Origin of the sequence: Curtobacterium sp. 260 (genome assembly GCF_030803485.1) — a bacterium.
Taxonomy (GTDB): domain Bacteria; phylum Actinomycetota; class Actinomycetes; order Actinomycetales; family Microbacteriaceae; genus Curtobacterium.
On record NZ_JAURUY010000008.1, the window covers coordinates 20,998 to 44,117 of the forward strand.

Genomic DNA, 23,120 nt, shown 5'->3' on the forward strand with positions numbered 1-23,120 from the left:
GCGGCTACCCTCGCGAAACGCAACGTCGGCGGTTCCTCGCAGCGGTACAACGCTGCGAGGAACCGCCGAGGTTGCGTCCTGCGGAGAGGGGATCGGGTCAGGTGCCGCTCGGGGCGAGCGAGCCCGTCAGCGGCTGGCCGCTCGAGCGCGTCGCGAAGCACGAGATGAAGGTGTTGCCGCGGTCCCAGGTCTCCTGGTCGGGCGCGTAGGTGCCCTGCACCTGCACGTCGCCGTACCGCGCCGCCGCCGCGGTGTCGACGGCCTGGGCGGTCTGGCATACCTGCGCCGCCTGCGCCGCCAGGTCGTCCGGCCCCGGCCACGCTCCGGCCTCGACCTGGATGCGGGCGGTCAGCTGCCCGGCGTGCGCTGCCGTGCAGTCGACCACCGTGAAGGACTGCGCCCAGGCGTCGGTGAACGGCGACAGGCACTCACCGCCGGCGAGCTCGTTCCAGGCGTGCTCACCCGGGGCGGCCTGGGTGGTCGCGAACTGCAGCGGCGGCGCGGGGGCCGCGGCGGCCTCGGTGGACTGCTCTGCCGAGGGCTCGTCCGAGGGAGCGGCCGACGCAGCGGCGGACGACGCGCTCGCCGCTGGAGCGCTCTCCTCGCTGATGGAGTTCCCGAGGATCCAGCGGGTGAGCCCGAAGACCGCCACGAGCAGCACCACGATGAGCACGACGGCGCCGATGACGAGCAACTGCTTGCCGCGCTTGCCCTCGCCCGCGAGCCGACCGAAGCCCTCGTTGATGAAGTTGTCCCGTCCGCCGCCGTCGCCGGGAGCCGTGCTCCCCGAGGCCGTGCGGTCGGGAGCCGTCCCACGGGTTGCTGCGCGTGCACCGGGCGTCCCGTCACGACGGGGAGCGCCGGCCGGAGCGGCGACCGCGGGCATCATGCGCGTCCCCGAGTCCTCGGGGTCGTACCCGGTGTCGCCGAGCTGCCCGACCGCAGCCGTGCCGAACAGGTCCTTGATGACGCTCGTGTCGCTCGTCTCGCGGCCGTCCCACTCGTCCTGGTCGAGGTCGTCCGGTGCAGCGGCGGGCAGGCGCTCGACGGGGTGCTCGTCGTACCGCTCGTCGTGGACGTCGTCCTCGTCGCGGCGGTCGCTGCGGGCGTCGCGATCGCCGGCCAGCCCCCGGAGGTCCTGGCCGACGGACGGCGGGAGGTGCGCCGGGTACGCAGCGGTGGCGTCCGACGACGCCGGTTCGATCAGCGGCGGCGCCGCGGTCGGCGGCACGGTGGCGTCGGGCTCCGCCCACCAGGGGGTCGCCGGTGCAGCGACGGGCACCGGCGCATCCGCAGCGGAGTCGTCACGTCCGACACCGCCCACGGCCGGCAGCGCCGTCGTCCGTGCATCGTCGTCGCGGTGTTCGCGGTCGCCCCGGTCGTCGTCCTGCACCGACGGCAGCGCCGTCGTCCGTGCCACGTCGTCGTCCTTCGCATCCGCCGGGGCCGACGTCGGCACCGGAGCGGGTACCGGCACCGGTGCCGGCACCGGCGCCGCGAGCAGCCCGCTCGGGAGCCCACCGGCAGGCGTGTCGACCTCGCCCGCGACCACGTCGTCGTCCGCCTCGTCCGCGAGCGACCACGACCGCGCCCCGAGCGCCGTGGTGTCGAACCGGTCGGTCGTCAGCGTCGTCGGGACCTCGCCGGTCTCGTCGTCCCGGATCGCCCAGTCGAACGGCCGTTCCGTCGCGCCGGCCGGGGCAGCGTCACCCGCTCCCTGCAGGCGCAGCAGCTCGGTGAAGCTCGGCGGCTCGTTCGTGGGTGCCGGCGCGGGCGGCAGGACGTTCTCGACCCCGAGCGGCTGCGCGACCGGCCCGGTCGGCGTCGGCGCGGGCGTTCCCGGCTGCGACCCGGTGACCCGCCCGAGCCAGTCGACGTCGCTGCGCCCCTGGCCGAACGGGTCGGCACGTCGTCGCTCGTCGTCGACGGCGCGGTTCTCGGCAGCGCGCTCGTCCCGGTGGCGCATCGCGGTCGGCAGCGAGATCGAGGACGGGTGCGAGACCGTGCTCGTCGGCGGCACCGGCGCAGCGGGCGGGATGCGGTCCCCGAGCGTCTCGCGCTCGTGCTCGACCGTCGCCTGCGGGTTCTCCGACGGCTCGCGGAGCTCGTCGCCCATGTGGATCGCCTGGGTCGCTCCGGCATCCTCGTCGGACTCGGATCCGGACGCAGCCCCGGACGCGGACCCCGGCCCGGACCCGGCCTCACGGTCGCCGACGGGCGGCGCCGGCACGACCGGTGCGGGCGCGACCGGTGCGGGATCGACGGCCTCCGGCTCGAACGGCTCCGGCAGTGGCGCGCCGGTCTCACGAGCGGCCCGCTCCGCCTCGCGCCGCTCGCGGCGCGAGGGCCACTCGTCGGCACCACGCGGCGCACCGAAGATGTCTGCGGCACTGCGGAGACCGCGGAACGGAGCGTCCGAGCCGGACGCACGCAGGGCCTCCCGGTCGTCCGCCCCGTCTGCCGGGCCGGACGGACGGTCGGGATCGCGCGCGTCGTCCGGACGCTCCCCGGTCACGCGCTCAGCCCCAGGTCGGCCAGTCCGATCGCGGCGAAGTAGGGGTAGCCGGCCGCCTCGATGCGCTCCTTCGCGCCGGTGTCGCGGTCGACGACGACGGCCACTGCGGCGATGATCGCGCCCTCGCGCTCGAGCGCCTCCGCAGCCTTGAGCGGCGAGCCGCCCGTCGTGGAGGTGTCCTCGAGCACGACGACGCGCTTGCCGCGGACGTCCGGACCCTCGACCTGGCGGCCGCGGCCGTGGTCCTTCGGCTCCTTGCGCACCACGAACGCGTCGTAGGCGAGGCCGCGCGCCGCGGCCTGGTGCAGCACGGCACTCGCGATCGGGTCGGCGCCCATGGTGAGGCCACCGACGGCGTCGACGTCCGGCACCTGCTGCAGCAGGTCCGTCATCACCTGACCGATGAGCGGAGCGACCCGGTGGTCGAGGCTCACCTTGCGCAGGTCGATGTAGTACGACGCCTGCTTGCCGCTGGTGAGCGTGAAGTCGCCGTGGAACACCGCGTCTGCGGAGATGTGCTGGATCAGCTGGTCGCGCGTGTCGGTCACAGCCCACAAGGGTAGTCGCTCGGCCCCGGAACGCCATCGCCAGGCGGCGTCACGGCTCGCTCGGTACGCTCCGCTCATGTCACCCGTCGCGCCCGGCCCGTCCGGCCGCGCTGCGGTCCCGGAGCCGGTCGCGATCGCTCCGGCGGGTCCGCCGTCGCGCCGCAGGTGGGTCGCGTCCGGCCAGGAGGCACTGGGCGCCGCCGTCGCGCTCGCCCTGTCCGTCATCGCCCTCGGCCACGTCCTGGTCACCGAGCGGGTCGCCCTGCTCTGGTACGACGGCGACTCCGTCCTGCTGCCGCTCGTCGAACGGTCGATCCGGCTCGGGCAGCCGTTCGAGTGGGCGATGTCACCGGCCCTGTTCTTCTTCCCCGAGCTGCCCGTCTACCTGCTCTGCTCCCTCGTCACCGCGACCCCGCAGCAGGCGCTGGCGCTGAACGGTGTGCTCGTGCTGCTCGCCGTGTACGCGTTGGTGCGGGCGGCGGCGAACGAGCTCATGCCGGCCGCACGCCGGTCGGCCAGGATCGCGGTGTCCGCCGTCGCGCTCGGGTTCGTGACCGCGATCGTGCTCACGGAGTACACGGCAACTGCGACCTCGCTCGAACTCGGATCACTCCTCCTGACGACGACCTACTACTACGGCGCTGTGCTCGCCATGCTCGGCACCGCGGTCCTGGTGCTCCGCGCGGTCCGGACCGGCCGCGCCTCCGTCGTCGTCCTCGTCGTGACCGGCCTCGTCGCCGCGTGCACCACGGCGTCGAACCCGTTGTACGTCCCGTGGTCGGCGGCGCCCGTCGTCGTGACCCTCGTGCTGCTCTCGCTCGCGCGACGCGTCCCCTGGCGTCCGACCGGGTGGATGTCGGCCGTCCTCGTCGCCGGTTCCGTCGTCGGGTACCTGCTCCGGATCCCGCTCGCCCCGTTCGTGTCGCTCGACCCGTCGACCTACGTGCACCCGGAGCAGGCGGGCCGGACGCTCGCCTTCTTCGCGGCGCTGACCGACGACCGCGCCGGGTCGGCCCGTGGCGACGCCGAGCTGCTGCTGCTCTTCGCGGGCGTGGTGCTCGCCGTCGGCGGCACGGTCTGGGCCTGGCGGGTGCGGACCGCGCGGACCGTGCTCGTCGCGACCGTGCTGCCGCTCGTGACGGTCGTGGCGGTGTCCGTCGGGGTGGTCGTCGCCGGGTCGGAGACACCGCGGTACCTCGAGCCGATCGTGACCGCGCCGCTCCTGGCGCTCGTCGCCGTCGCCGAGCTCGTGCGTTCCGCCGTCCGACGGACCCGGGTGCACCGGCCGCGCCGCGGCGTGCAGCTAACCGCGGCGATCGCCGCGGTGGTGGTCCTGCTGGGTGGGGCGGCCGTCGCCCCGGCCACGGTCAGCACCGTCGCGACGGCCCGGTACGCGCCGGCGGACTGCCTGGACCGCTGGGCGGACGGACGGCAGGTCACCGGCGTCGGGCAGTTCTGGACCGTCCGGCCCCTGGCGGCGTACGCGTCCGACGACGTCGAGCTCCTGCAGGTCCGGGACACGTTCGAGACCTACCCGTGGCTCGTCGACCTCGGCGCCTACCGGGACGCCAGACCGACCTTCGTGGTGATCGGTGCCAACGACGTCTGGACGACCGCGGTCGAGGACTCGCTCGGGGCGCCGGCGACCATCACGCACTGCACCGGGTTCGACGTCTACGACTACGCGGGCACGGTCGGGGCGGCCGTCCTGCAGCGCGACGTGGTCGGCAGCGCGGACGCCATCCGTCGCGAGCGGGGCTTCTGAGGCGCGGTCGCGGCCCGCGATGCCGTCGGGAGTTCTCCACAGGCGGCGCGGCGGCGTGTCGCGCCGGCTGTACGGATGTATAGGCTCGACCCCGTGACTCGTCCCACAAGCCACCGCGTCCCGCGCCCCGCCCTCCGTCTCCGCATCGCCGCCACCGGCCTGGCCCTCGCCGGCCTGCTCGCGACGGTGCTCGTCGACGCGCCGAGCGCGAGCGCCGCGAAGTACCCCTCGTGGGACGAGGTCATGGCGGCCCGGGGGCAGGAGTCCGCGAAGCAGGAGCAGATCACGAAGATCCGCGGGGTCATCTCCGGGCTGTCGGACCAGGTGCAGGAAGCCGAGGCCGAGGCGAAGCGCCTCGGTGACGACTTCTTCGACGCGCAGAGCGAAGCGCAGGAAGCCGCGGCCACCGAGCAGAAGCTCCGTGCCGAGGCCGACGAGCACGCCGAGATCGCCGAGCGCAGCGCGTCGCAGGCGGGGCAGTTCGCGGCGCAGATGGCGCGGCACGGTGGCGCCGACGTGACGGCGTCGGTCCTGGCCGAGGGCGAGGACGCCCGCGACCTGCTGTACGACCTCGGCGCCCTGAGCAAGCTGTCGGAGCAGGCCGAGCGGGTCGAGGCAGCGGCGAGCGCCGACGCCTCGGTCGCCCGGTCGCTGACCGCGCAGGCCGACCGCGCGTCGAAGGCGCTCGACGAGCTCGCGGCCGAGGCCGAGCGCAAGATGCAGGCGGCCCAGGCAGCCGCCGACAAGGTCCAGGCCGCGTACGACGAGCAGCAGGAGAACAAGGCGCGGCTCGACGCCCAGCTCGCGACCCTGACCTCGGGGCGTGTGCGCACCGAGGCCGAGTTCGCCGAGGGTGAGAAGGTCCGCAAGGCGGCTGAGGAGAAGGCCCGGCAGGAGGCCGAGGCCGCACGGCAGCGCGAAGCCCAGCGGCTGGCCGACGCACAGGCGGCGGCAGCGAACCGCGGTGGCGGTGGCGGCGGTGGTGCGCCCGCTCCGGCTGCCGGCGGTGGCGGCGGGGGCGGCGGGGTCGGTTCCGGCTCCGGCACCGGCTGGGTGCGCCCCGGCGGTGGCTACGTCATCAGCCCGTACGGGTACCGCGTGCACCCGATCACCGGTCGCGTCACGAAGCACGACGGACTCGACCTGACGAGCGGCTGCTCGACGGCGATCGTCGCGGCCTCGTCCGGCACGGTCGAGTACGTCGGCTGGTACGGCGGGTACGGCAACTACGTCCGCATCAACCACGGCGGCGGTGTCTCGACCGCGTACGGCCACATCGTGAACGGTGGCTTCCGGGTCTCCCCCGGCCAGCGGGTCTCGGCGGGGCAGCTCATCGCCCTGGTCGGCTCGACGGGCAACTCGACCGGCTGCCACCTGCACTACGAGGTCCACATCAACGGCGCCACGATCGACCCGGCTCCGTTCATGGCGGCGCGGGGCGTCCGCCTCTAGTCCGGAGCGCACGGCGGGCGGCGCTCGTCACGCCGGCGCTGCACGGCGGGCGGCGCGCGTCACGCCGGCGCTGCACGGCGGGCGGCGCGCGTCACGCCGCGACTCCGACATCGCACCTGTCGATCGACGGGTGCGATGTCGCACACCCGGCCAGAATCGTCGGGCCAGCGGCGTCGGGCCGGACGCGCCGGGTGTCAGCTCCTGGTCCGGCGCGAGCGGCGTGCCAGCCGTCACCGGTAGGTTCGATCCCATGCGCGTGGCGACCTGGAACGTGAACTCCGTCCGCACCCGAGTGGGCCGGATCGTCGACTGGCTGGTGCGCGAGGACGTCGACGTCCTCGGCATGCAGGAGATCAAGTGCAAGCCGGAGCAGTTCCCGGTCGAGGCGTTCGAGGCGGCCGGCTACCAGGTCGAGGCGCACGGGCTGAACCAGTGGAACGGCGTCGCGTTCGCCAGTCGCCTGCCGATGGAGGACGTCACCCGCGACTTCCCCGGTCAGCCCGGCTTCCTCAAGGGCCACGAGGGGCCGGACCTGCCGGTCGAGGCACGGGCGATGGGCGTCACCGTCGACGGTGTCCGGCTGTGGAGCCTCTACGTCCCGAACGGCCGGGAGCTCGGTGACCCGCACTACACGTACAAGCTCGACTGGCTCGCACAGCTGGCCGACCGCACGACCGAGTGGCTCGACGCCGAACCGGACACCCCGCTCGCGCTGATGGGCGACTGGAACGTCGCGCCGCTCGACCAGGACGTCTGGGACCTCCGGGTGTTCGAGGGCGCCACGCACGTCAGCGAGCCGGAGCGTGCGGCGTTCCGCGAGTTCGAGACCCGCGGGCTGCAGGACGTCGTCCGCCCCCTCGTGCCAGAGGGCTACACCTACTGGGACTACAAGTCGCTCCGCTTCCCCCGCAACGAGGGCATGCGCATCGACTTCGTGCTCGGGTCGCAGGCGTTCGCGGACGTCACCGTCGGCGCCACGATCCACCGCGACGAGCGCAAGGGTGACGCCCCGAGCGACCACGTCCCGGTGTCGGTCGACCTCGACCTGGAGACCTCGCTCGACGACGATCGTCCGATGATCTTCTGACGCCGGCCCGGTCCCGGCCGACAGCCGGCGCCGCGCCCGCGGTCGCGGAGCGCGCCCGCCGCTGACGTCCCCGAGCGCGCCCGCCGCTGACGTCCCCGAGCGCGCCCGTCCCTGTCGTCTCCGAGCGCGCCCGTCCCTGTCGTCTCCGAGCGCGCTCGAGGCCACCCTGTGCCCGCTCGGACCACAGCGAGCGTGCACGACGTGCCGCGCGGTGGTCACCGACCGGGCTCGATCGGTCGGCCGAACCCGCTGACCGTGACAGGAATGGCCCGGTCAGCACCGGCGGGCACCGGCATGCACCGGCAGGCACCGGCATGCACCGGCAGGGCACCGGCAGGCACCGGCAGGCCCGGGCGGTGCGCCCGCGCACTACGGGTGCAGGAGCGCGGCGATGACGACCAGGACCGGGACGGCGCCGATCGTCGAGACGAGCACCACGTCGCGCGCCACCGGGACGGCCGCCTGGTAGCGCTGAGCGTAGTTGAACACGTTCTGGGCCGCCGGCAGCGCCCCCAGGGTGGTGAGGACGAAGACGTCCTGGTCGTCGAGCCCGAAGACGAACCGGGCGACGACGTACGCCACCGCCGGCATGACGAGCAGCTTGAGCGCCGAGGCCACGAGCACGTCCGGTCGTGTGGAACGGTCACGCAGCGGGGTCGCGCCGTGCAGGCTCATGCCGAACGACAGCAGCACCACGGGCACCGCAGCAGCACCGACCAACGAGAACGGTTCGAGCACGGGCGCCGGCAGCTCGAGGCGGAGCGCGGAGCACACGAGCCCGACGAGCGAGGCGATGATGATCGGGTTCCGGAAGGGTCCGACGACCCGGGACCGCCAGCCGCCACCGCCCGCCGTCGCCGCGTCGAGGACCGTCAGGGCGAGCGGGGCCAGCACGACGAGCTGCAGCAGGATGACCGGGACGACCGCGGTGGCCTGGCCGAGGACGTACACCGCGACCGGCAGACCGATGTTGTTCGCGTTCACGTAGCCGGACGCCAGGGCCCCGACCGTGGTCGTGGCGACGGACCGCCGGAGCACCAGGCGGAACACCGCGACGGCGACGAGCCCGACCGTGACGGCACTGACCAGCGACACCCAGAGCATCGGGGAGAGCAAGGACTCGATGTGCGCCGTGGCGATGGTGTGGAAGAGCAGGCACGGCATGAGCACGAAGAACGCCAGGCGGCTCATCACGAACTGCGCGTGCGGATCGAGCAGGCGGACGCGCCCGACCACGTAGCCGGCGGCGATGATCGCGCCGATGATCGCGAACCCCGTCAACACGCCACCCATCGCACCCATCCTCGCAGCCCGACGGCACGGACGGCGACCAGCACGGCAACACGTGCGGCCGACCGGCCTACATGTGACGTCACTCAGCCGGGAAATGCGTACGCATCGAATACGGTTGCAGGCACCATGACCTCGACGCCCGACACGCTCTCCCGTTCGACCGACTCCAGCCAGCCCCTCGTGCCGCTGCTCGAGGAGCGCTGGAGCCCGCGCTCCTACGACGACACCGCGACGATGACCGACGCCCAGCTCGACGCCGTCCTCGAGGCCGCTCGCTGGGCCGCGTCCGCGATGAACCACCAGCCGCGCCGCTTCGTCGCCGGCCGCCGCGGCACGGACACGTTCGCGAAGATCAACGACAACCTGCTCGGCTTCAACGCCGCGTGGGCCTTCCGCGCCAGCGCCCTGGTGGTCGGCATCCTCGAGACCACGACCGAGGACGGCGACGAGCGCCCCTTCGCACAGTACGACCTCGGCCAGTCCCTCACCGCGCTGACCGTGCAGGCGCACGCCGAGGGCCTCCACGTGCACCAGATGGCCGGCATCGACGCCGAGGGCCTCCGCGCCGCCTTCGACCTGCCCGAGCGCTTCCTCCCCTACACCGTGACCGCGATCGGCACCGTGGCAGACCCGTCGCAGCTCGACGAGAAGGCCGCCGAGCGCGAGGTCGCTCCGCGCACCCGCCTACCCCTCGACGAGGTCGTCCTCGTCAAGGAGTAGGGACGACGCGCAGCAGCGCACGACGACGGCCGGGACCCCGCTGCCCACCGGGCCTGACAGAATCGGTGTCATGACCACGCCCCGCCTCGTCGCCTTCGACCTCGACGACACCCTCGCGCCGTCGAAGTCCCCGCTCGACCCGCGCATGCTCGAGACGTTCGCCGCGCTGCTCGCCACCGTGCCCGTCGCGGTGATCTCGGGCGGCAACTTCCAGCAGTTCGAGCAGCAGCTCGTGCACCCGCTCCGCGAGCGCGAGGGCCTCGTGCTCGACGACCTGCACCTGCTCCCGACGTGCGGCACGGCGTACTACCGCTGGTCCGGGTCGGACTGGGCCCTGCAGTACGCCGAGGACCTGACGGACGACGAGAAGGCCCGTGCCCTCGCGGCGGTCGAGTCGCAGGCGAAGGCCGCCGGCTACTGGGAGTCGGAGACCTGGGGCGAGATCCTCGAGGACCGCGGGTCGCAGATCACGTTCTCGGCGCTCGGCCAGTCCGCCCCGGTGGACGTCAAGAAGCGCTGGGACCCGACCGGCGAGAAGAAGGACCACCTGCGCCGACTCGTGCAGGCCGAGCTCCCCGACCTCGAGGTCCGCTCGGGCGGCTCGACCAGCGTCGACATCACCCGGAAGGGCATCGACAAGGCCTACGGGATGCGCCGCCTCGCCGAGCTCACGGGCATCGACCTCGACGACATGCTGTTCGTCGGCGACCGCCTCGACCCCGAGGGCAACGACTACCCGGTGAAGGCCCTCGGCGTGCCCTGCCACGCGGTGGAGGGCTGGGAGGACACCGACGCGTTCCTCACGGACCTGATCCCCACCCTGCGCTGACGCGCACACGGACGGACGGGAGGCCCGGTGCCAGCTGGCACCGGGCCTCCCGTCCGTCCCGTGGTGGCGTCAGGCGCGACGTCGCCCGGCGTCAGGGGATGCTGCGGGCCGCCTCGACGAAGGAGCGGATCTTCGCGGCGTCCTTGACGCCGCGCTCCGACTCGACGCCGCTCGAGACGTCGACGCCGTCCGGGTCGAGCGCCTGCACGGCGGCGACGACGTTCGCGGGCGTCAGACCGCCCGCGAGGATCCAGGCCTCGTCCACCCGATCGGCGAGCGTCGCCGGGTCGACCAGCGTGCCGCTGCCGGGCACCGCGGCGTCGAGCAGCAGCAGGTCGTGGTCGAACGCCGCGCGCTGCTCGGCGGTCTCGCGCAGGTAGTCGTCGGCGGACACCGCGCGGATGGTGAAGAAGCCCGCGTCGCGGGCACGGGCGAAGTCGCTGGCCGACTCGCGGCCGTGCAGCTGCAGGGTGGTGAGCCCCACCTCGGAGGCGATGCCCACGACCTCGTCGATCGGCTGGTCTCGGAAGACCCCGACGGCGTCGATGCCGTCGGGCACCCGCTCGACGAGCTCCTTGGCCAGGTCGGCCGTCACGGTGCGGGGGCTGCCGGCGGCGAACACGAACCCGACCGCGTCCGCACCGGCGTCCACAGCGGCGTCCACGGTCTCGGGCGTCGACAGGCCGCAGATCTTGATCCAGCGCTGGTCGGTCATGGTCCCATCCTGCCAGGGCGGACCGTCGGACGATGCCCTCGATCTGCGCTGTGGACGAACCCGCTCAGTGCAGCGTGCCCGCGACGTACGCTGCCGCACACGCGGCGAGCACACCGAACGTGGCGAACGAGCCGACGAGCACGTTCCGGCGACGCCAGCGGCGCACCGCCGTGAAGGTCCCGCGCTTCGCGTGCTTGTGCGCCGCGCGGTGCAGCTTGTGGTCACGCTTGTGCTTCGTGCGGTCCGGCCCGAGCGGCACGGGACCGGTGATCTGCGTCGACCCGCCGCGCAACGCGTTCGCGACGGCCACTGCCGTCGGGCGCTTCGCCGGGTCGCGGTGCGTCATCTTGGCGAGCAGGTCCTTCCACTCGACACCGACCTCCGCGGGGACCTGCGGGTCGTTCCGGAGCCGCGCGAGGGCAGCCTCGATGAGGGTGCCGGAGTACTCCTGCTTGCCGGTCAGCGACTCGAGCAGCACCAGGCCGAGCGAGTACACGTCGGTCGCGAAGCCGATCGGCTCACCGGCCACCTGTTCCGGGCTGAGGTACGCGGCCGTACCGATGATCGTGCCGTCGTTCGTCAGGCGGGAGCCGTCGACGAAGTGGGCGACGCCGAAATCGGTGAGCTTGACCGAGCGGACGAAGCCGGATGCGCCCTCGTCGTTGATGAGGATGTTCGCCGGCTTGACGTCACGGTGCACGATGCCGCGCGAGTGCACGTAGGCCAGGGCGTCGGCGAGCTGTGCGCCGAGGTCGGCGACCTCGTAGTTGTGCAGCGCACCGCCCGCGAGCCGACGGAGCAGCGTCGTGTCGGCGATGAGCTCCATCACGATGAAGCGGTGCGGACCGTCCTCGAACTCGTGGGTCCCGGCGTCGTAGAGCGGGACGAGGCCCGGGTGCGAGAGCATGCTGAGCAGGCGGATCTCGCGTTCCTGACGGACGCGGTCGGCCGTGGTCATCGAGTCCGGTGTCGCGAACAGCTTCACGGCGACGAGCCGGTAGGTGTGCTCGTCGCGGGCCTCGTACACGGAGCCCATGCCGCCGGTACCGATGAGCTTGACGAGCCGGTAGCGGCCGGAGAGGACCGTGTCGGCTCGTGCGCTGTCGACCAGGGTCATGGTGCACGTCGTTCCGTCTGGAGCCATCGGGGACCGCGGCACACGCCGCGAACTGACTCGCCGTCAACGGTACGCGTCCCACCTCGATCCCGCAGGGGCGTTACGACATCGTGATGGGGGACAGATGCCCGTGGATCCGCGGATCTGCGGGGGTACGGTCCGGAGTCACGGAACCACACCCACTACGCAAGGAGGACATCGTGGCGCTGTCGAAGGGCGACGAGGTGCACTGGAACACCTCGCAGGGCAAGACGACCGGCAAGCTCGTCGAGAAGAAGACGAAGGACTTCACGTTCGACGGTCAGGACTTCAAGCCGACGGACGACGACCCGTACTGGATCATCGAGTCGGAGAAGTCCGGCAACAAGGCCGCCCACAAGGAGTCGGCCCTCACGAAGAAGTGACCGGTCAGTCGTTCGCGGGCGTCGCACGGCGGCGTCCGCGGGCGGCTCCGGTCGTCGCGCCGTCCTGCGCCGCCGCACGCTGCTCGGCCCGCTCGGCACGGACGCGGCGGATGCGCCGGACCACGAACGTCACGACGACGACCGCGATCGCCACGTAGAGCACGCGGTCGATCCACTCGGTGTACTGCTCGACCTTGTCGTACTGCGTGCCGAACGCGGCACCGAGCAGCACGAGCGCGCTGTTCCAGATGCCGCTGGCGATGATCGTGAAGACCGAGAACGGCACGAGGTGCATCCGGTCGGCGCCGGCGGGCAGCGAGATCAGGCTGCGGACGATCGGCACGAAGCGGCCGAAGAAGACCGCGCTCTTGCCGTGCCGGTGGAACCAGTCGGCGGCCTTGCGGAAGTCGTCCTCGTCGACGAGCGGCAGTCGTCCCAGCAGCCGGACGGTCCGTTCGAACCCGATCACCGCGCCGAGCCAGTAGAGCACGAGTGCACCGAGGTACGACCCGAGCGTCGCCAGCACCAGGACGAGGACGAGGTTCATCTGCCCGGCACCCGCCAGGAACCCCGCGAGGGGCAGGATCACCTCGGACGGGATCGGCGGGAACACCGTCTCGACGAAGAGCATCAGCGCGACGCCCCACTCCCCCAGTGCGTCGATGAGCTGGAGCACGAAGCCCGACAGCCCACCGAGGTCCTCGGTGCCCTCCGGCCGGGAGCCCGCGGCGGTGGTCGTCACGGGCAGGGTCGGCGGCAGCGTGAGGGCGGTCGTCATGCCCCGAGTCTCCCTGAGTGCCCTGACAGATCACGGTGCGCCGCCCGCGCACGCGCCGGACGCCGCCGTCTCGCGGACATGCCCCCGTCCGGCCGTCATCGGTGCCGCTCCCGAGACGCCGGCGTCGGACCGAGACGCCTCGTCATCGCCGAGACGCCTCCACATCCGGCGGCGTCTCGGCAGCAGGCCGGCGTCTCGCGGAGACGCCGGCGTCTCGCGGCCCGGCGACGCGACTCGGCACGACCCCGCGGTGCGAGCCGCACGACGACGGACGGGAGGCCCGTGGCGGATCCGCCACGGGCCTCCCGTCCGTCGTGTGGTGACGACCGCTACACGGCGGCCGGCGCGCGCTGCCCGACCGTCTCGCCGGCCACTGCTGCCTGCTCGGCCGACGCTGCCTCGGCGGCGGGCGACTTGCGCACCCACTTCTTCAGCCCGACCAGGACCAGCGCGGAGACGACCGTGCCCGCCAGGATCGCGACGATGAACATCAGGACGTCGCCGATGGCGAAGAAGACGAAGATGCCACCGTGCGGAGCGCGCGACGTGACGCCGGCACCCATCGAGATCGCACCCGTGACCGCGGCACCGATCATCGAGGCGGGGATGACGCGCAGCGGGTCGGCCGCCGCGAACGGGATCGCCCCCTCGGAGATGAAGGACGCACCGAGCAGCCACGCCGCCTTGCCGTTCTCGCGCTCCGGCTTGGTGAAGCCCTTGCGGTACAGCACGGTCGAGGCGAGCGCCAGGGCCAGCGGCGGGACCATGCCCGCGGCCATCACGGCCGCCATGATCTCGAACGGCACCACGTTCGTGGCGGTGCCCGCACCGAGGCCGGCGACGGCGAACGCGTAGGCCACCTTGTTGACCGGGCCGCCGAGGTCGAACGCCATCATCAGGCCGAGGATGATGCCGAGCAGGATCGCCGAGGCACCGGAGAGCGAGTTGAGGAACCCGGTCAGCTGCGTCATGAGCCACGCGATCGGCCCGCCGAGCACGAGGAGCATGAGGCCCGAGGCGATGATCGACGCGAAGAGCGGGATGATCACGACCGGCATGAGGCCACGGAGCCAGCGCCAGGTCGGGATGCGGCCGATCCAGTACGCGGCGGCACCGGCGATGAGACCACCGACGAGCCCGCCGAGGAAGCCGGCGTTCATGAACACGGCGATCGACCCGGCGACGAAGCCCGGCGCGATGCCCGGGCGGTCGGCGATGGCGTAGGCGATGTACCCGGCCAGGGCGGCGACGAGGAACCCGAGGGACACCCCGCCGATCTGGAAGGCCGCTGCACCGAGGTAGTATCCGAGGCCCTCCGGCGGCAGGTTGAGGAGCGTGTAGTTCGTCAGCGTGTAGACGGCGTTGTTCTGGCCGGAGTCGCCGTGCGGGAGCGCGATGGCGTAGCCGGAGAGCAGGAAGCCGAGGGCGATGAGGAGACCGCCGCCCGCGACGAACGGGATCATGTAGCTCACACCGGTGAGCAGCCAGCGCTTGAGCGCCTGCCCGAAGTGCTCGTCGGCCTTGTTCGACTCGGTCGCGGTGGCGGCACCGCCCTGGACGCGCGCGGCGTTCGGGTCGTCGGCGGCGCGGATCGCCTCGGCGACCATCGCGTCGGGCTCGTCGACGCCACGCTTGACCGGCCCGGACACGAGCGGCTTGCCGGCGAACCGGCTGCGGTCACGGACGTCCACGTCGACCGCGAACACGACAGCGTCGGCGCGGGCGATGAGCGCGGGGTCGAGCGGCTCGACCTGCGAGGAGCCCTGCGTCTCGACGTGCATCTCGGCTCCGGCGCGCTCCGCGGCGGCGACGAGGGCGTCGGCGGCCATGTAGGTGTGCGCGATGCCGGTCGGGCACGCGGTGACGCCGACGATGACCTTGCGTGCACCGGCGGCGCCGCCGGTCGCGCCGCCGGCTTCTGCGGCCTGCGCGGGCTGCGACGTGGTCGGACGGGAGGCACTGCTCCCGTTCCCGACACCGGCTGCGGCGACCTCGCCGCCCACTTCGCGCTGCACCAGGTCGACGACCTCCTGCGGGGTCGAGGCGGTGCGGAGCGCGGCGGTGAAGTCCTCGCGGATGAGTGCCCGGGCGAGGGTCGACAGGACCGTGAGGTGGTCCTTGTCGGCACCCTCGGGCACGGCGATCATGAAGACGACGTCGGCGTCGCCGTCCGGCGCTCCGAACGGCACCTTCCGGGCGAGCCGCGAGAACGCCAGCGTCGGGCTCGACACCGAGGCCGACCGGGCGTGCGGGATCGCAATGCCGCCGGGCACACCGGTGCCGACGCTCGCCTCGCGCTTGATGGCGTCCTCGGCCAGGGTGGCGCCGTCGGCCGCACGGCCGGTCGCGGCGACGCGGTCGGCGAGCACGCGGATGACGTCGGACGACGTCGCGCCGAGGTCCTCGTCGAGGCCGACGAGCTCGGCGCTGATGAGGCGCTGCGTCGTGTCTGCGGACATGGGGTTGCTCCTTTGCAGTGGCGCCGGGGGCGCGGGCAGTGCTGGTTCGGGGTGGTGCTGCGGGGTGGTGCTGCGGGATCGGTCAGGCGATCGGCGCCGGGACCTGCGTCGTGTGCAGGGTCCGGACCGTCACGCTGCCGGGGTCGGTGTGGTCGAGGGCGGGCACGTCGCTCCCGGGCAGTGCCGCGGCAGCGGCCCCCGTGGCGACGGCCTGGGCGAGGCGCTCGGACGCCGAGGCTCCGGCGACCTCGGCGAGCAGGTAGCCCGCGAGGGACGAGTCACCGGCACCGACCGTCGAGCGGGCGACGATGCGGGGTGCGGCGGCGACGTGGCTGCCCTCGCCGGAGACGAGGACGGCGCCGGCGCTGCCGAGTGTGAGCAGCACGGTGTCGACGTGCTTCTCGCGCAGCCGGTGGGCGGCGGCGACGGCTGCCTCGAGGTCCTGCTCGTAGACCTCGGGGTCGCCGCCGACGACCTCGGCGAGTTCCTCCGCGTTCGGCTTGACCAGGTCGATCCGCTCCCCCGACTGCAGCAGCGCGGTGAACGGGATGCCCGACGAGTCGACCGCGACCCGGACGTCGTTGCCGTGGCGCTCGCGCACGGCACGGACGAGCACGGCGAGCGCGTCGTCGGGCAGGCCCGGCGGCAGGGACCCGGCGAACACCACCCAGCGGGCGGACGGCCCGGTCGGGGTCGGTCCGGCGGCGTCGGCGACGAGCGCGGCGAGGTCCTCGAGACGACCCGCGAGCGAGGGCCCGGGCTCGTTGAGCTTCGTCGTCGTGCCGGTCGGCTCGGTGACGGTGACGTTCGAGCGGAGCGGGGCACCGATCGGCAGCGCGGCGGTCGGGATGCCCCGGGTCGCCAGGCCGAGCAGGACGGGGTCGAGCTCGTCGCCGGGCAGGACCGCGAGGGTGTCCCCGCCGCTGGCGACGACGACCCGGGAGACGTTGACGCCCTTGCCGCCCGGCTCGGCCGTGGTCCGGACGGCCCGCTGCACGGCGCCGCGCTGCAGCTCGCCGCCCAGCTCGATCGTGCGGTCGAGGGACGGGTTCGGCGTCACGGTGACGATCCGGGTGCTGGGGTGCACGGTGTGCTCCTGCTGGTTCATGCGACCACGACCTCCACGTCGGCGTCGGCGAGCGCACCGGCGAGGTCCGCCGGGGGCTCCTGGTCGGTGACGAGGGTGTCGACCTCGTCGAGCCGGGCGAAGCGCATGAGCGCCTCGACGCCGTGCTTGGCGGCGTCGGCGAGGACGACGCTCCGTCGGGCCGCGAGGACGTAGGCGCCCTTGACCCCGGCCTCGTACTCGTCGGGCGTGCTCAGCCCGAAGCCGGCGGACAGGCCGTTCGTGCCGACGAACGCGACGTCGGGGCGGAGCGCCGCGATCTGCTCGACGGTGGCCGTGCCGACGGCGGCGCTCGTCAGCCCGCGCACCCGCCCGCCGAGCAGGTGCAACTCGACGTGCTCGCTGTGCTGCAGGGTGGCGGCGATCGGGACCGAGTTCGTGACGACGGTCAGGGTGGCTCCGGGGGTCGCGGGCTCCCAGCGGACCAGCTCGGCGGCGACGGCGGCGCAGGTGGTGCCGGCGTCGAGGGCGATGGACCCGGTGAACGACGACGGCACCAGGCGCATCGCGGCGCGGGCGATCGCCGTCTTCGCGGTGCCGTGCTGCCCCTCGCGCTCGGCGACGGAGAGCTCGACCACACTGGAGCGTCCGGCGGGGACCGCTCCCCCGTGCACGCGGCGCAGGAGACCGGCGGTCTCGAGGGCGTCGAGGTCGCGGCGCACGGTCTCGGTCGTGACGTCGAAGTGCTCGGCGAGGTCGGCGACGGACACCCGCCCGGCCGACTGCAGCGCGGCGGCGATGGCGTCCTGCCGCTCGGTTGCGTACATGCCGGAACTCCTTCGTTCTCGTTGGTTCGAGGAACTGTACGTCCGAAAGCAACACGAACGCAACTGTTTCGTGGCAGAACCAACACGAACGAAGGAACGCCCGACCTGCCGGTGCAGATCGGGCGTTCCTGTGGAGGCCGAGTGGAGCGTCAGTCGTCGAAGGGGACCCGGTCGCTCGACCCCACCCCGGCACGCTGCCGGTAGGACAGGTGTCCGCCGAGGTACCCGCCGACGCTCACGACGGTGAGCCCGACGACGCCGAGCGCCTTGCCCGCCGCGGTGTTGCCCTTCCGTCGCTGCCACCACGACAGGCCGAAGAACGTGATGCCGACCCAGTTCACCGCCTGGTGCACCCACCCGGTCCGGCGCTGCTCGAGCGAGAGCTCCGCCCAGTCGACGTAGCCGGCGATCGAGGCACTGCCCGCCGATGCGATCCCGACCCCGGTCAGCGTCTGCGCCGCGCGCGCGTTGCCCTTCCCGCCGATCAGGTCGAGGACGGCTGCCGAGATCCAGGCGCCGAGTGGCACCTGCACCATCAGCGGGTGCAGGGGGTGTCCGAACGGCACGCCGTGCAGCAGCTGCCGCAGGGCCTTCGGCTTCGCGACCGCGCGGACGACGCGCGTGTCGAGGTCGACGGCCTTGTCGAGCACGCTGGCGTGCTCGATGGAGTCGGTGAGGCGACGGATGATCGGCAGCTCTGGCATGCCCTGGACGCTAGGCCGCCGGGCCCGGTGCCGGTTCCAGGAACCGGCACCGGGCCTCCCGGCCGCACCCTGCCGCGGGGCGGACGCGACCTACTCCTCGACGATCTCCGCGAGCTCGAACGGCTCGACCGTCAGCTCGTCGCCGTCCGCGGCGACGTCCACGCGGACGGTCTCCCCGTCGCGGACGTCCCCGGACAGGATCGCCCGCGCCAACCGGTCGTCGATCTGCCGCTGCATGAGGCGGCGGAGCGGCCTCGCCCCGTAGACGGGGTCGTAGCCGCGGTCGGCGAGCCAGCTGCGCGCCGCCGGCGTCACGGCCAGTTCGAGTCGGCGGTCCGACAGACGACGAGCCAGACGATCGACGTACAGCGACACGATCTGGCCGAGGTCGTCGGTGGTGAGCGCCTGGAACACGACGATGTCGTCGAGACGGTTGACGAACTCGGGCCGGAACGCCTGCTGCACGAGCTCACGCACGGCCTCGTCCCGTTGCTCGTCCGTGAGCGTCAGGTCGGTCATGAACTGCGATCCGAGGTTCGACGTCAGGACCATGATCGTGTTCCGGAAGTCGACCGTGCGCCCCTGCCCGTCGGTCAGGCGTCCGTCGTCGAGCACCTGGAGCAGGACGTCGAACACCTCGGGGTGCGCCTTCTCGACCTCGTCGAGCAGCACCACCGAGTACGGGCGGCGACGGACGGTCTCGGTGAGCTGCCCGCCGGCCTCGTACCCGACGTACCCGGGCGGGGCACCGATGAGCCGCGCGACCGAGTGCTTCTCGCCGTACTCGCTCATGTCGATGCGGACGAGGGCCTTCTCGTCGTCGAACAGGAACTCGGCGAGCGCCTTGGCGAGCTCGGTCTTGCCGACGCCGGTAGGGCCGAGGAACAGGAACGAGCCCGTCGGGCGGTCCGGGTCGGAGATGCCGGCGCGGGTGCGACGCACCGCCTCGGACACGGTGGACACCGCGGCGCGCTGCCCGATGATCCGACGGCCGAGCTCGGTCTCCAGGTGCAGGAGCTTCTCGGTCTCACCCTGCAGCAGGCGCCCCATCGGGATGCCCGTCCACTGCGCGATCACGGCGGCGATGTCCTCGTCCGTGACGCTGTCGTTCACCATGCGGTCGGCGCTCTCGGCCTGCTCGGCCGCTGCGAGCTCGGCCTCGATCCGGGGCTTCTCGCCGTACTCGATGCGCGACACCGTCTCGTACTGCGCCTCCCGCTGCGCGCGCTGGCTGCGCATGTTCAGCTCGTCGAGCTGCTGCTTGAGCTCACCGATGCGGTTGAGGCTCGCCCGCTCGGCCTGCCACCGCTGCTCGAGCTCGTCGAGCCGCTCCTGGCGCCCGGCGAGCTCCGCGCGCAGGGTCGCCAGCCGCGCCTTCGACGCGTCGTCCTTCTCCTGCTTCAGCGCGAACTCCTCGACGCGCAGACGGTCCACGCTGCGCTTGAGCTCGTCGATCTCGACCGGACTCGAGTCGATCTCCATGCGCAGTCGGCTGGCGGCCTCGTCGATGAGGTCGATCGCCTTGTCGGGGAGCTGTCGACCGGAGATGTAGCGGTTCGACAGGCTCGCAGCGGCGACCAGGGCGGAGTCGTTGATCGTCACCTTGTGGTGCGCCTCGTACCGCTCCTTGAGTCCGCGGAGGATCGCCACGGTGTCCTCGACGCTCGGCTCCCCGACGAACACCTGCTGGAAGCGGCGCTCGAGCGCAGCATCCTTCTCGATGTACTCGCGGTACTCGTCGAGCGTCGTCGCGCCGATCAGCCGCAGCTCACCGCGGGCGAGCATCGGCTTGAGCATGTTCGACGCCGCGACGGACCCCTCACCGCCGCCGGCCCCCATGAGGGTGTGCAGCTCGTCGATGAACGTGATGACCTGACCGTCGGAGTCGTCGATCTCCTTGAGGACGGCCTTGAGCCGCTCCTCGAACTCGCCGCGGTACTTCGCGCCGGCGATGAGCGCGGACATGTCGAGCGACACGAGCCGCTTGTCCTTCAGCGAGTCGGCGACGTCGCCGGCGACGATGCGCTGCGCGAGCCCCTCGACCACGGCGGTCTTGCCGACACCGGGCTCACCGATGAGCACGGGGTTGTTCTTGGTCCGCCGCGTCAGCACCTGGGAGACTCGGCGGATCTCGGCGTCACGGCCGATCACCGGGTCGAGCTTGCCGCTCCGCGCGATCGCGGTGAGGTCGACGCCGTACTGCTCGAGGGCGGTCTTCTGCCGTTCCTGCGAGTCGGGGGCGCCCTGGAGGTTCGCCATGCGGTCCGTCCTTTCCGTGCGGTGGTGGTGTACTTGAGTCTACTGCACTCAACTTACGAGCGCAGCGGTGCATTCCGGATCCCGACCGCGCTGACGACGGCGCCGGCGGCGAGCAGCAGCGCCATCACGACCATCGCGCGGTGCAGCCCGTCGACGCTCACCCCGCCGCCCAGGACGACGCCCGCCAGGGCCACCGTCACCAGCCCGGCGATGCGGGCGACCGCGTTGTTCACGGCGGATCCGGCGCCGGCCTCCGCCTGCGGCACCGACCCGAGGACGGCACTCGTCAGCGGCGTCACCATGGTCGCGATCCCCGCGCCGATCAGCACGAGCCCGGGCAGCACCGACCACCAGTAGCCCGCCGGGTCGTCGCCGGCGAGCAGCATCAGCAGCGCGCCGACCGCGGCCACGGCCGGCCCGGCAGCCATGAACCACCGTGGACCGTACCGGCCGGAGAACGAACCGACCGTGGTGGACAGCGCCAGGAGCATCAGCGTCGGCGGCAACGTCGCGAGTCCGGCGACCCAGGCGGGGAAGTCCCAGACCTCCTGCAGGAACAGGGTCACGACGAAGAACACCATCCCGAGCGCCCCGTAGATCGAGAGCGTCGCGAGGTTGCCGACTGTGAAGTTGCGCGCGCGGAACAGCTCCAGCGGCACCAGGGGCGAGCCGGCGGTCCGGGTCACGCGGAGCTCCCACGGCACGAACGCCACGAGGGACGCCGCGCCGAGCACGAGCGCGGCGACGACGACCGGCGCGCCCCACCCGAGGCGCTCCTGCTCGATCAGGCCGAGGACGACACCGCCGACCCCGACCACGGCGAGCACCGCGCCGACGGCGTCCACCCGCGGACGGTCACCGGTGACCACGTCGCCGGAGATCCGCCGGACCAGGGGGATCGTCACCGCGATCGGCACGGCCGTCACCACGAAGATCCAGCGCCAGCCGATGCCGTCGACGATCAGCCCGCCGACGACCGGTCCGAGGATGGACGCGGCGCTCGACCAGGCCGTCCACGACCCGATGGCCTTCGCCTGCGCGGCGCCCCGGAACGCCGCGACGATGAGCGCCAGGGCGCTCGGGGTCACGAGCGCCCCGCCGACGCCCTGGAACGCCCGGGCGACGACCAGGACCTCGCCCGTCGGCGCGATCGCGCACACCACCGAGGCGACACCGAAGACGACCAGGCCCCACCGGATGATCCGGACCCGGCCGAACAGGTCCGAGAGGGAGCCGGCGACCAGGATCAACGAGCCGAGCGTGACGAGGTAGGCGTCGACGGTCCACTGCTGCACGACGAGACCACCACCGAGCTCCCGGCGGATCGCGGGCAGGGCGACGTTGACGACGCTCGAGTCGAGCCCGACGACGAAGGACGCGAGGATCGCGACCACGAGGACCACCCGGCGGTCGTCGCGGAGCGGGGCCGTTGCGGCCGGAGTGGTCATGCGCCCCATCATCCTCGTCGGGGTCGGGCGGCGACCGGTTGCACCGGCGAAACAGCGCCTTCGCGAGCATCGTCCGCATGCACCGTGTCCCTGCACCCCATCGACCACGCCTCACCGGTCTCGACGCAGCACGCGGGCTCGCCGTCCTCGGTTTGTTCGCCACCCACGTCGGAGCGGCGGACACGCTCTTCGACTGGTCGGACCCGGCGAGCTGGTCGGGACGATGATCCCCGTCGGCGGAGGTGGGGACAGTGGCAGCGGCCCCGCGCCGGTGGCGCCCGCCGTCCCTGAGGGCGCCCCCGGCATCGTCGCCCAGAACCCGCCCTTCCCGCGGATCGAGTGGGCACTCCTGCTCGACGTCACCCAGCACGCCGGGTCGACCTTCGAGCTCGTCGGAGCCCTCGGCGTCGCTCTCGCGGTGCTGGCTGCGCTCGGACTCCACGGTCGGTACGCCCCGACGGTCCTGCTCCCGCTGAGCGCTGTCGGCCGTCTCGCCGAGCACTCGACGATCCACCGACGACGACGTCCTGACGTCGAGCAGGACCGGGCCCGGAGCAGGACGGCGCCCGAACGCCGAAGCCCCCGCGACCAGAGTGGTCGCGGGGGCTGCCGACAGGACGGGGCTGGGTGTCCTAGTTCTTGGGCTCGGCGGTCGAGTGCACGTCGGGCTGCACCGAGGGGCCGGGGTTGACGACGGGCTGCGCGGTCGGCTGCGCCGTGTTCTGCACGGTCGGACCGGTCGTCGCCGTGTTCACGGTGCCGTCGTCGTTCTTCTTCTTGTCGTCGCCCATCTCCTTCTTGAAGATGTTGATCGACTGGCCCAGGCCCTTGGCGAGCGCCGGGAGCTTGGTCGCACCGAACAGCAGGATGATGATCCCGAGGATGATCAGCAGGTGGATCCCCGTCAGGTTTCCGAGCATCATGTCTCCTTGTTCTGGGTCTGGCGACGCCCGTCCGGTCATCGTCGACCGGGAGGGCGGAAGTCCGTCGTCCGATCATCGTAACCCGCACCCGACCGGAAGCCCAGGCGGGAGCCGGAACGGACACCGTTCGCACAGGCTGCGACGGACGACATGGCGGCACCCCCGGGAGGCCGCTGCTCTCCGGGGGTGCGCCGCTCCGACCGCGGGTCGA

19 protein-coding genes are annotated in these 23,120 nt (G+C 72.7%); 6 read left to right on the forward strand and 13 right to left on the reverse strand.

Features of this window, described 5'->3' with window-relative positions; all coding sequences use genetic code 11:
- Positions 1-97: 97 nt before the first annotated feature.
- A complete protein-coding gene (locus J2X59_RS10720; RefSeq protein ID WP_326496659.1) occupies positions 98-2,515 on the reverse strand; it encodes a hypothetical protein in 2,418 nt (805 codons plus the stop codon).
- Entirely contained in the window at positions 2,512-3,063 is a 552-nt protein-coding gene (gene pyrE, locus J2X59_RS10725; protein ID WP_058729844.1) for an orotate phosphoribosyltransferase, read from the reverse strand. Before pyrE ends, J2X59_RS10720 begins: the two co-directional genes overlap by 4 nt.
- A 76-nt stretch (positions 3,064-3,139) precedes the next feature.
- On the opposite strand from pyrE, the gene J2X59_RS10730 reads away from it, so the two are divergent.
- The 3 genes from J2X59_RS10730 (at position 3,140) to J2X59_RS10740 (ending at position 7,367) form a co-directional block, all read left to right on the forward strand.
- Positions 3,140-4,828, forward strand: coding sequence for a hypothetical protein (locus J2X59_RS10730; protein ID WP_326496660.1), 1,689 nt, complete (start codon positions 3,140-3,142; stop codon positions 4,826-4,828).
- 93 nt (positions 4,829-4,921) lie between these two features.
- Positions 4,922-6,280, forward strand: a complete 1,359-nt coding sequence (locus J2X59_RS10735) for a M23 family metallopeptidase (RefSeq protein WP_251154127.1) — start codon at positions 4,922-4,924, stop codon at positions 6,278-6,280.
- 250 nt (positions 6,281-6,530) lie between these two features.
- Positions 6,531-7,367, forward strand: coding sequence for an exodeoxyribonuclease III (locus J2X59_RS10740; RefSeq protein ID WP_066652020.1), 837 nt, complete (start codon positions 6,531-6,533; stop codon positions 7,365-7,367).
- A gap of 369 nt (positions 7,368-7,736) precedes the next feature.
- Here the strand turns inward: J2X59_RS10740 and J2X59_RS10745 are convergent, their stop codons facing one another.
- On the reverse strand, positions 7,737-8,660 hold the full coding sequence (locus tag J2X59_RS10745) for an AEC family transporter (protein WP_326496661.1): 924 nt from the start codon (positions 8,658-8,660) through the stop codon (positions 7,737-7,739).
- A gap of 126 nt (positions 8,661-8,786) precedes the next feature.
- On the opposite strand from J2X59_RS10745, the gene J2X59_RS10750 reads away from it, so the two are divergent.
- Together J2X59_RS10750 and J2X59_RS10755 are read left to right on the forward strand one after the other, a co-directional pair.
- A complete protein-coding gene (locus tag J2X59_RS10750; protein ID WP_066652018.1) occupies positions 8,787-9,380 on the forward strand; it encodes a nitroreductase family protein in 594 nt (197 codons plus the stop codon).
- Between the two features lie 70 nt (positions 9,381-9,450).
- Positions 9,451-10,209, forward strand: a complete 759-nt coding sequence (locus J2X59_RS10755; RefSeq protein ID WP_326496662.1) for an HAD-IIB family hydrolase — start codon at positions 9,451-9,453, stop codon at positions 10,207-10,209.
- A 91-nt stretch (positions 10,210-10,300) separates the two neighbouring features.
- Here J2X59_RS10755 and J2X59_RS10760 read toward each other — a convergent pair whose 3' ends face one another.
- Complete coding sequence (locus tag J2X59_RS10760) at positions 10,301-10,924, reverse strand: phosphoribosylanthranilate isomerase (protein WP_326496663.1); 624 nt, start codon at positions 10,922-10,924, stop codon at positions 10,301-10,303.
- Positions 10,925-10,988: 64 nt separating this feature from the next.
- On the reverse strand, positions 10,989-12,041 hold the full coding sequence (locus J2X59_RS10765) for a serine/threonine-protein kinase (protein ID WP_066652012.1): 1,053 nt from the start codon (positions 12,039-12,041) through the stop codon (positions 10,989-10,991).
- A 200-nt stretch (positions 12,042-12,241) separates the two neighbouring features.
- Between J2X59_RS10765 and J2X59_RS10770 the strand changes: the two genes are divergently transcribed.
- Positions 12,242-12,445: a DUF2945 domain-containing protein gene (locus tag J2X59_RS10770; protein WP_058729617.1), complete on the forward strand. Its 204-nt coding sequence runs from the start codon at positions 12,242-12,244 to the stop codon at positions 12,443-12,445.
- 4 nt (positions 12,446-12,449) lie between these two features.
- On the opposite strand, the gene J2X59_RS10775 is transcribed toward J2X59_RS10770, so the two are convergent.
- The 8 genes from J2X59_RS10775 to tatA all read right to left on the reverse strand — a co-directional run bounded on the left by J2X59_RS10775 (position 12,450) and on the right by tatA (position 22,909).
- Positions 12,450-13,223: a DedA family protein gene (locus tag J2X59_RS10775; RefSeq protein ID WP_209684115.1), complete on the reverse strand. Its 774-nt coding sequence runs from the start codon at positions 13,221-13,223 to the stop codon at positions 12,450-12,452.
- 329 nt (positions 13,224-13,552) lie between these two features.
- Positions 13,553-15,682, reverse strand: a complete 2,130-nt coding sequence (locus tag J2X59_RS10780; RefSeq protein ID WP_326496664.1) for a PTS fructose transporter subunit IIABC — start codon at positions 15,680-15,682, stop codon at positions 13,553-13,555.
- An 82-nt stretch (positions 15,683-15,764) separates the two neighbouring features.
- Entirely contained in the window at positions 15,765-16,790 is a 1,026-nt protein-coding gene (locus J2X59_RS10785; protein WP_326496665.1) for a 1-phosphofructokinase family hexose kinase, read from the reverse strand.
- Positions 16,787-17,575, reverse strand: coding sequence for a DeoR/GlpR family DNA-binding transcription regulator (locus J2X59_RS10790; protein ID WP_326496666.1), 789 nt, complete (start codon positions 17,573-17,575; stop codon positions 16,787-16,789). Before J2X59_RS10790 ends, J2X59_RS10785 begins: the two co-directional genes overlap by 4 nt.
- Before the next feature lie 149 nt (positions 17,576-17,724).
- Positions 17,725-18,279 carry a DUF2231 domain-containing protein gene (locus tag J2X59_RS10795; RefSeq protein WP_066652001.1) on the reverse strand — a complete coding sequence of 185 codons (555 nt, stop codon included), beginning with the start codon at positions 18,277-18,279 and terminating at the stop codon, positions 17,725-17,727.
- 90 nt (positions 18,280-18,369) lie between these two features.
- Positions 18,370-20,538, reverse strand: a complete 2,169-nt coding sequence (locus tag J2X59_RS10800; RefSeq protein WP_326496667.1) for an ATP-dependent Clp protease ATP-binding subunit — start codon at positions 20,536-20,538, stop codon at positions 18,370-18,372.
- Positions 20,539-20,591: 53 nt separating this feature from the next.
- Entirely contained in the window at positions 20,592-21,986 is a 1,395-nt protein-coding gene (locus tag J2X59_RS10805; protein WP_326496668.1) for an MFS transporter, read from the reverse strand.
- Positions 21,987-22,618: 632 nt separating this feature from the next.
- Complete coding sequence (gene tatA / locus J2X59_RS10810) at positions 22,619-22,909, reverse strand: twin-arginine translocase TatA/TatE family subunit (RefSeq protein ID WP_396137163.1); 291 nt, start codon at positions 22,907-22,909, stop codon at positions 22,619-22,621.
- Positions 22,910-23,120: the final 211 nt, after the last annotated feature.

What these genes read in the sequence shown, in the direction of transcription:
- J2X59_RS10730 (WP_326496660.1), top strand. Translation starts at nt 3,140, where the DNA reads ATGTCACCCGTCGCGCCCGGCCCGTCCGGCCGCGCTGCGGTCCCGGAG.
- J2X59_RS10740 (WP_066652020.1), top strand. Translation starts at nt 6,531, where the DNA reads ATGCGCGTGGCGACCTGGAACGTGAACTCCGTCCGCACCCGAGTGGGC.
- J2X59_RS10745 (WP_326496661.1), bottom strand. Translation starts at nt 8,660, where the DNA reads ATGGGTGGCGTGTTGACGGGGTTCGCGATCATCGGCGCGATCATCGCC.
- J2X59_RS10750 (WP_066652018.1), top strand. Translation starts at nt 8,787, where the DNA reads ATGACCTCGACGCCCGACACGCTCTCCCGTTCGACCGACTCCAGCCAG.
- J2X59_RS10755 (WP_326496662.1), top strand. Translation starts at nt 9,451, where the DNA reads ATGACCACGCCCCGCCTCGTCGCCTTCGACCTCGACGACACCCTCGCG.
- J2X59_RS10760 (WP_326496663.1), bottom strand. Translation starts at nt 10,924, where the DNA reads ATGACCGACCAGCGCTGGATCAAGATCTGCGGCCTGTCGACGCCCGAG.
- J2X59_RS10765 (WP_066652012.1), bottom strand. Translation starts at nt 12,041, where the DNA reads ATGACCCTGGTCGACAGCGCACGAGCCGACACGGTCCTCTCCGGCCGC.
- J2X59_RS10775 (WP_209684115.1), bottom strand. Translation starts at nt 13,223, where the DNA reads ATGACGACCGCCCTCACGCTGCCGCCGACCCTGCCCGTGACGACCACC.
- J2X59_RS10780 (WP_326496664.1), bottom strand. Translation starts at nt 15,682, where the DNA reads ATGTCCGCAGACACGACGCAGCGCCTCATCAGCGCCGAGCTCGTCGGC.
- J2X59_RS10785 (WP_326496665.1), bottom strand. Translation starts at nt 16,790, where the DNA reads ATGAACCAGCAGGAGCACACCGTGCACCCCAGCACCCGGATCGTCACC.
- J2X59_RS10790 (WP_326496666.1), bottom strand. Translation starts at nt 17,575, where the DNA reads ATGTACGCAACCGAGCGGCAGGACGCCATCGCCGCCGCGCTGCAGTCG.
- J2X59_RS10795 (WP_066652001.1), bottom strand. Translation starts at nt 18,279, where the DNA reads ATGCCAGAGCTGCCGATCATCCGTCGCCTCACCGACTCCATCGAGCAC.
- J2X59_RS10800 (WP_326496667.1), bottom strand. Translation starts at nt 20,538, where the DNA reads ATGGCGAACCTCCAGGGCGCCCCCGACTCGCAGGAACGGCAGAAGACC.
- J2X59_RS10805 (WP_326496668.1), bottom strand. Translation starts at nt 21,986, where the DNA reads ATGACCACTCCGGCCGCAACGGCCCCGCTCCGCGACGACCGCCGGGTG.
- tatA (WP_396137163.1), bottom strand. Translation starts at nt 22,909, where the DNA reads ATGATGCTCGGAAACCTGACGGGGATCCACCTGCTGATCATCCTCGGG.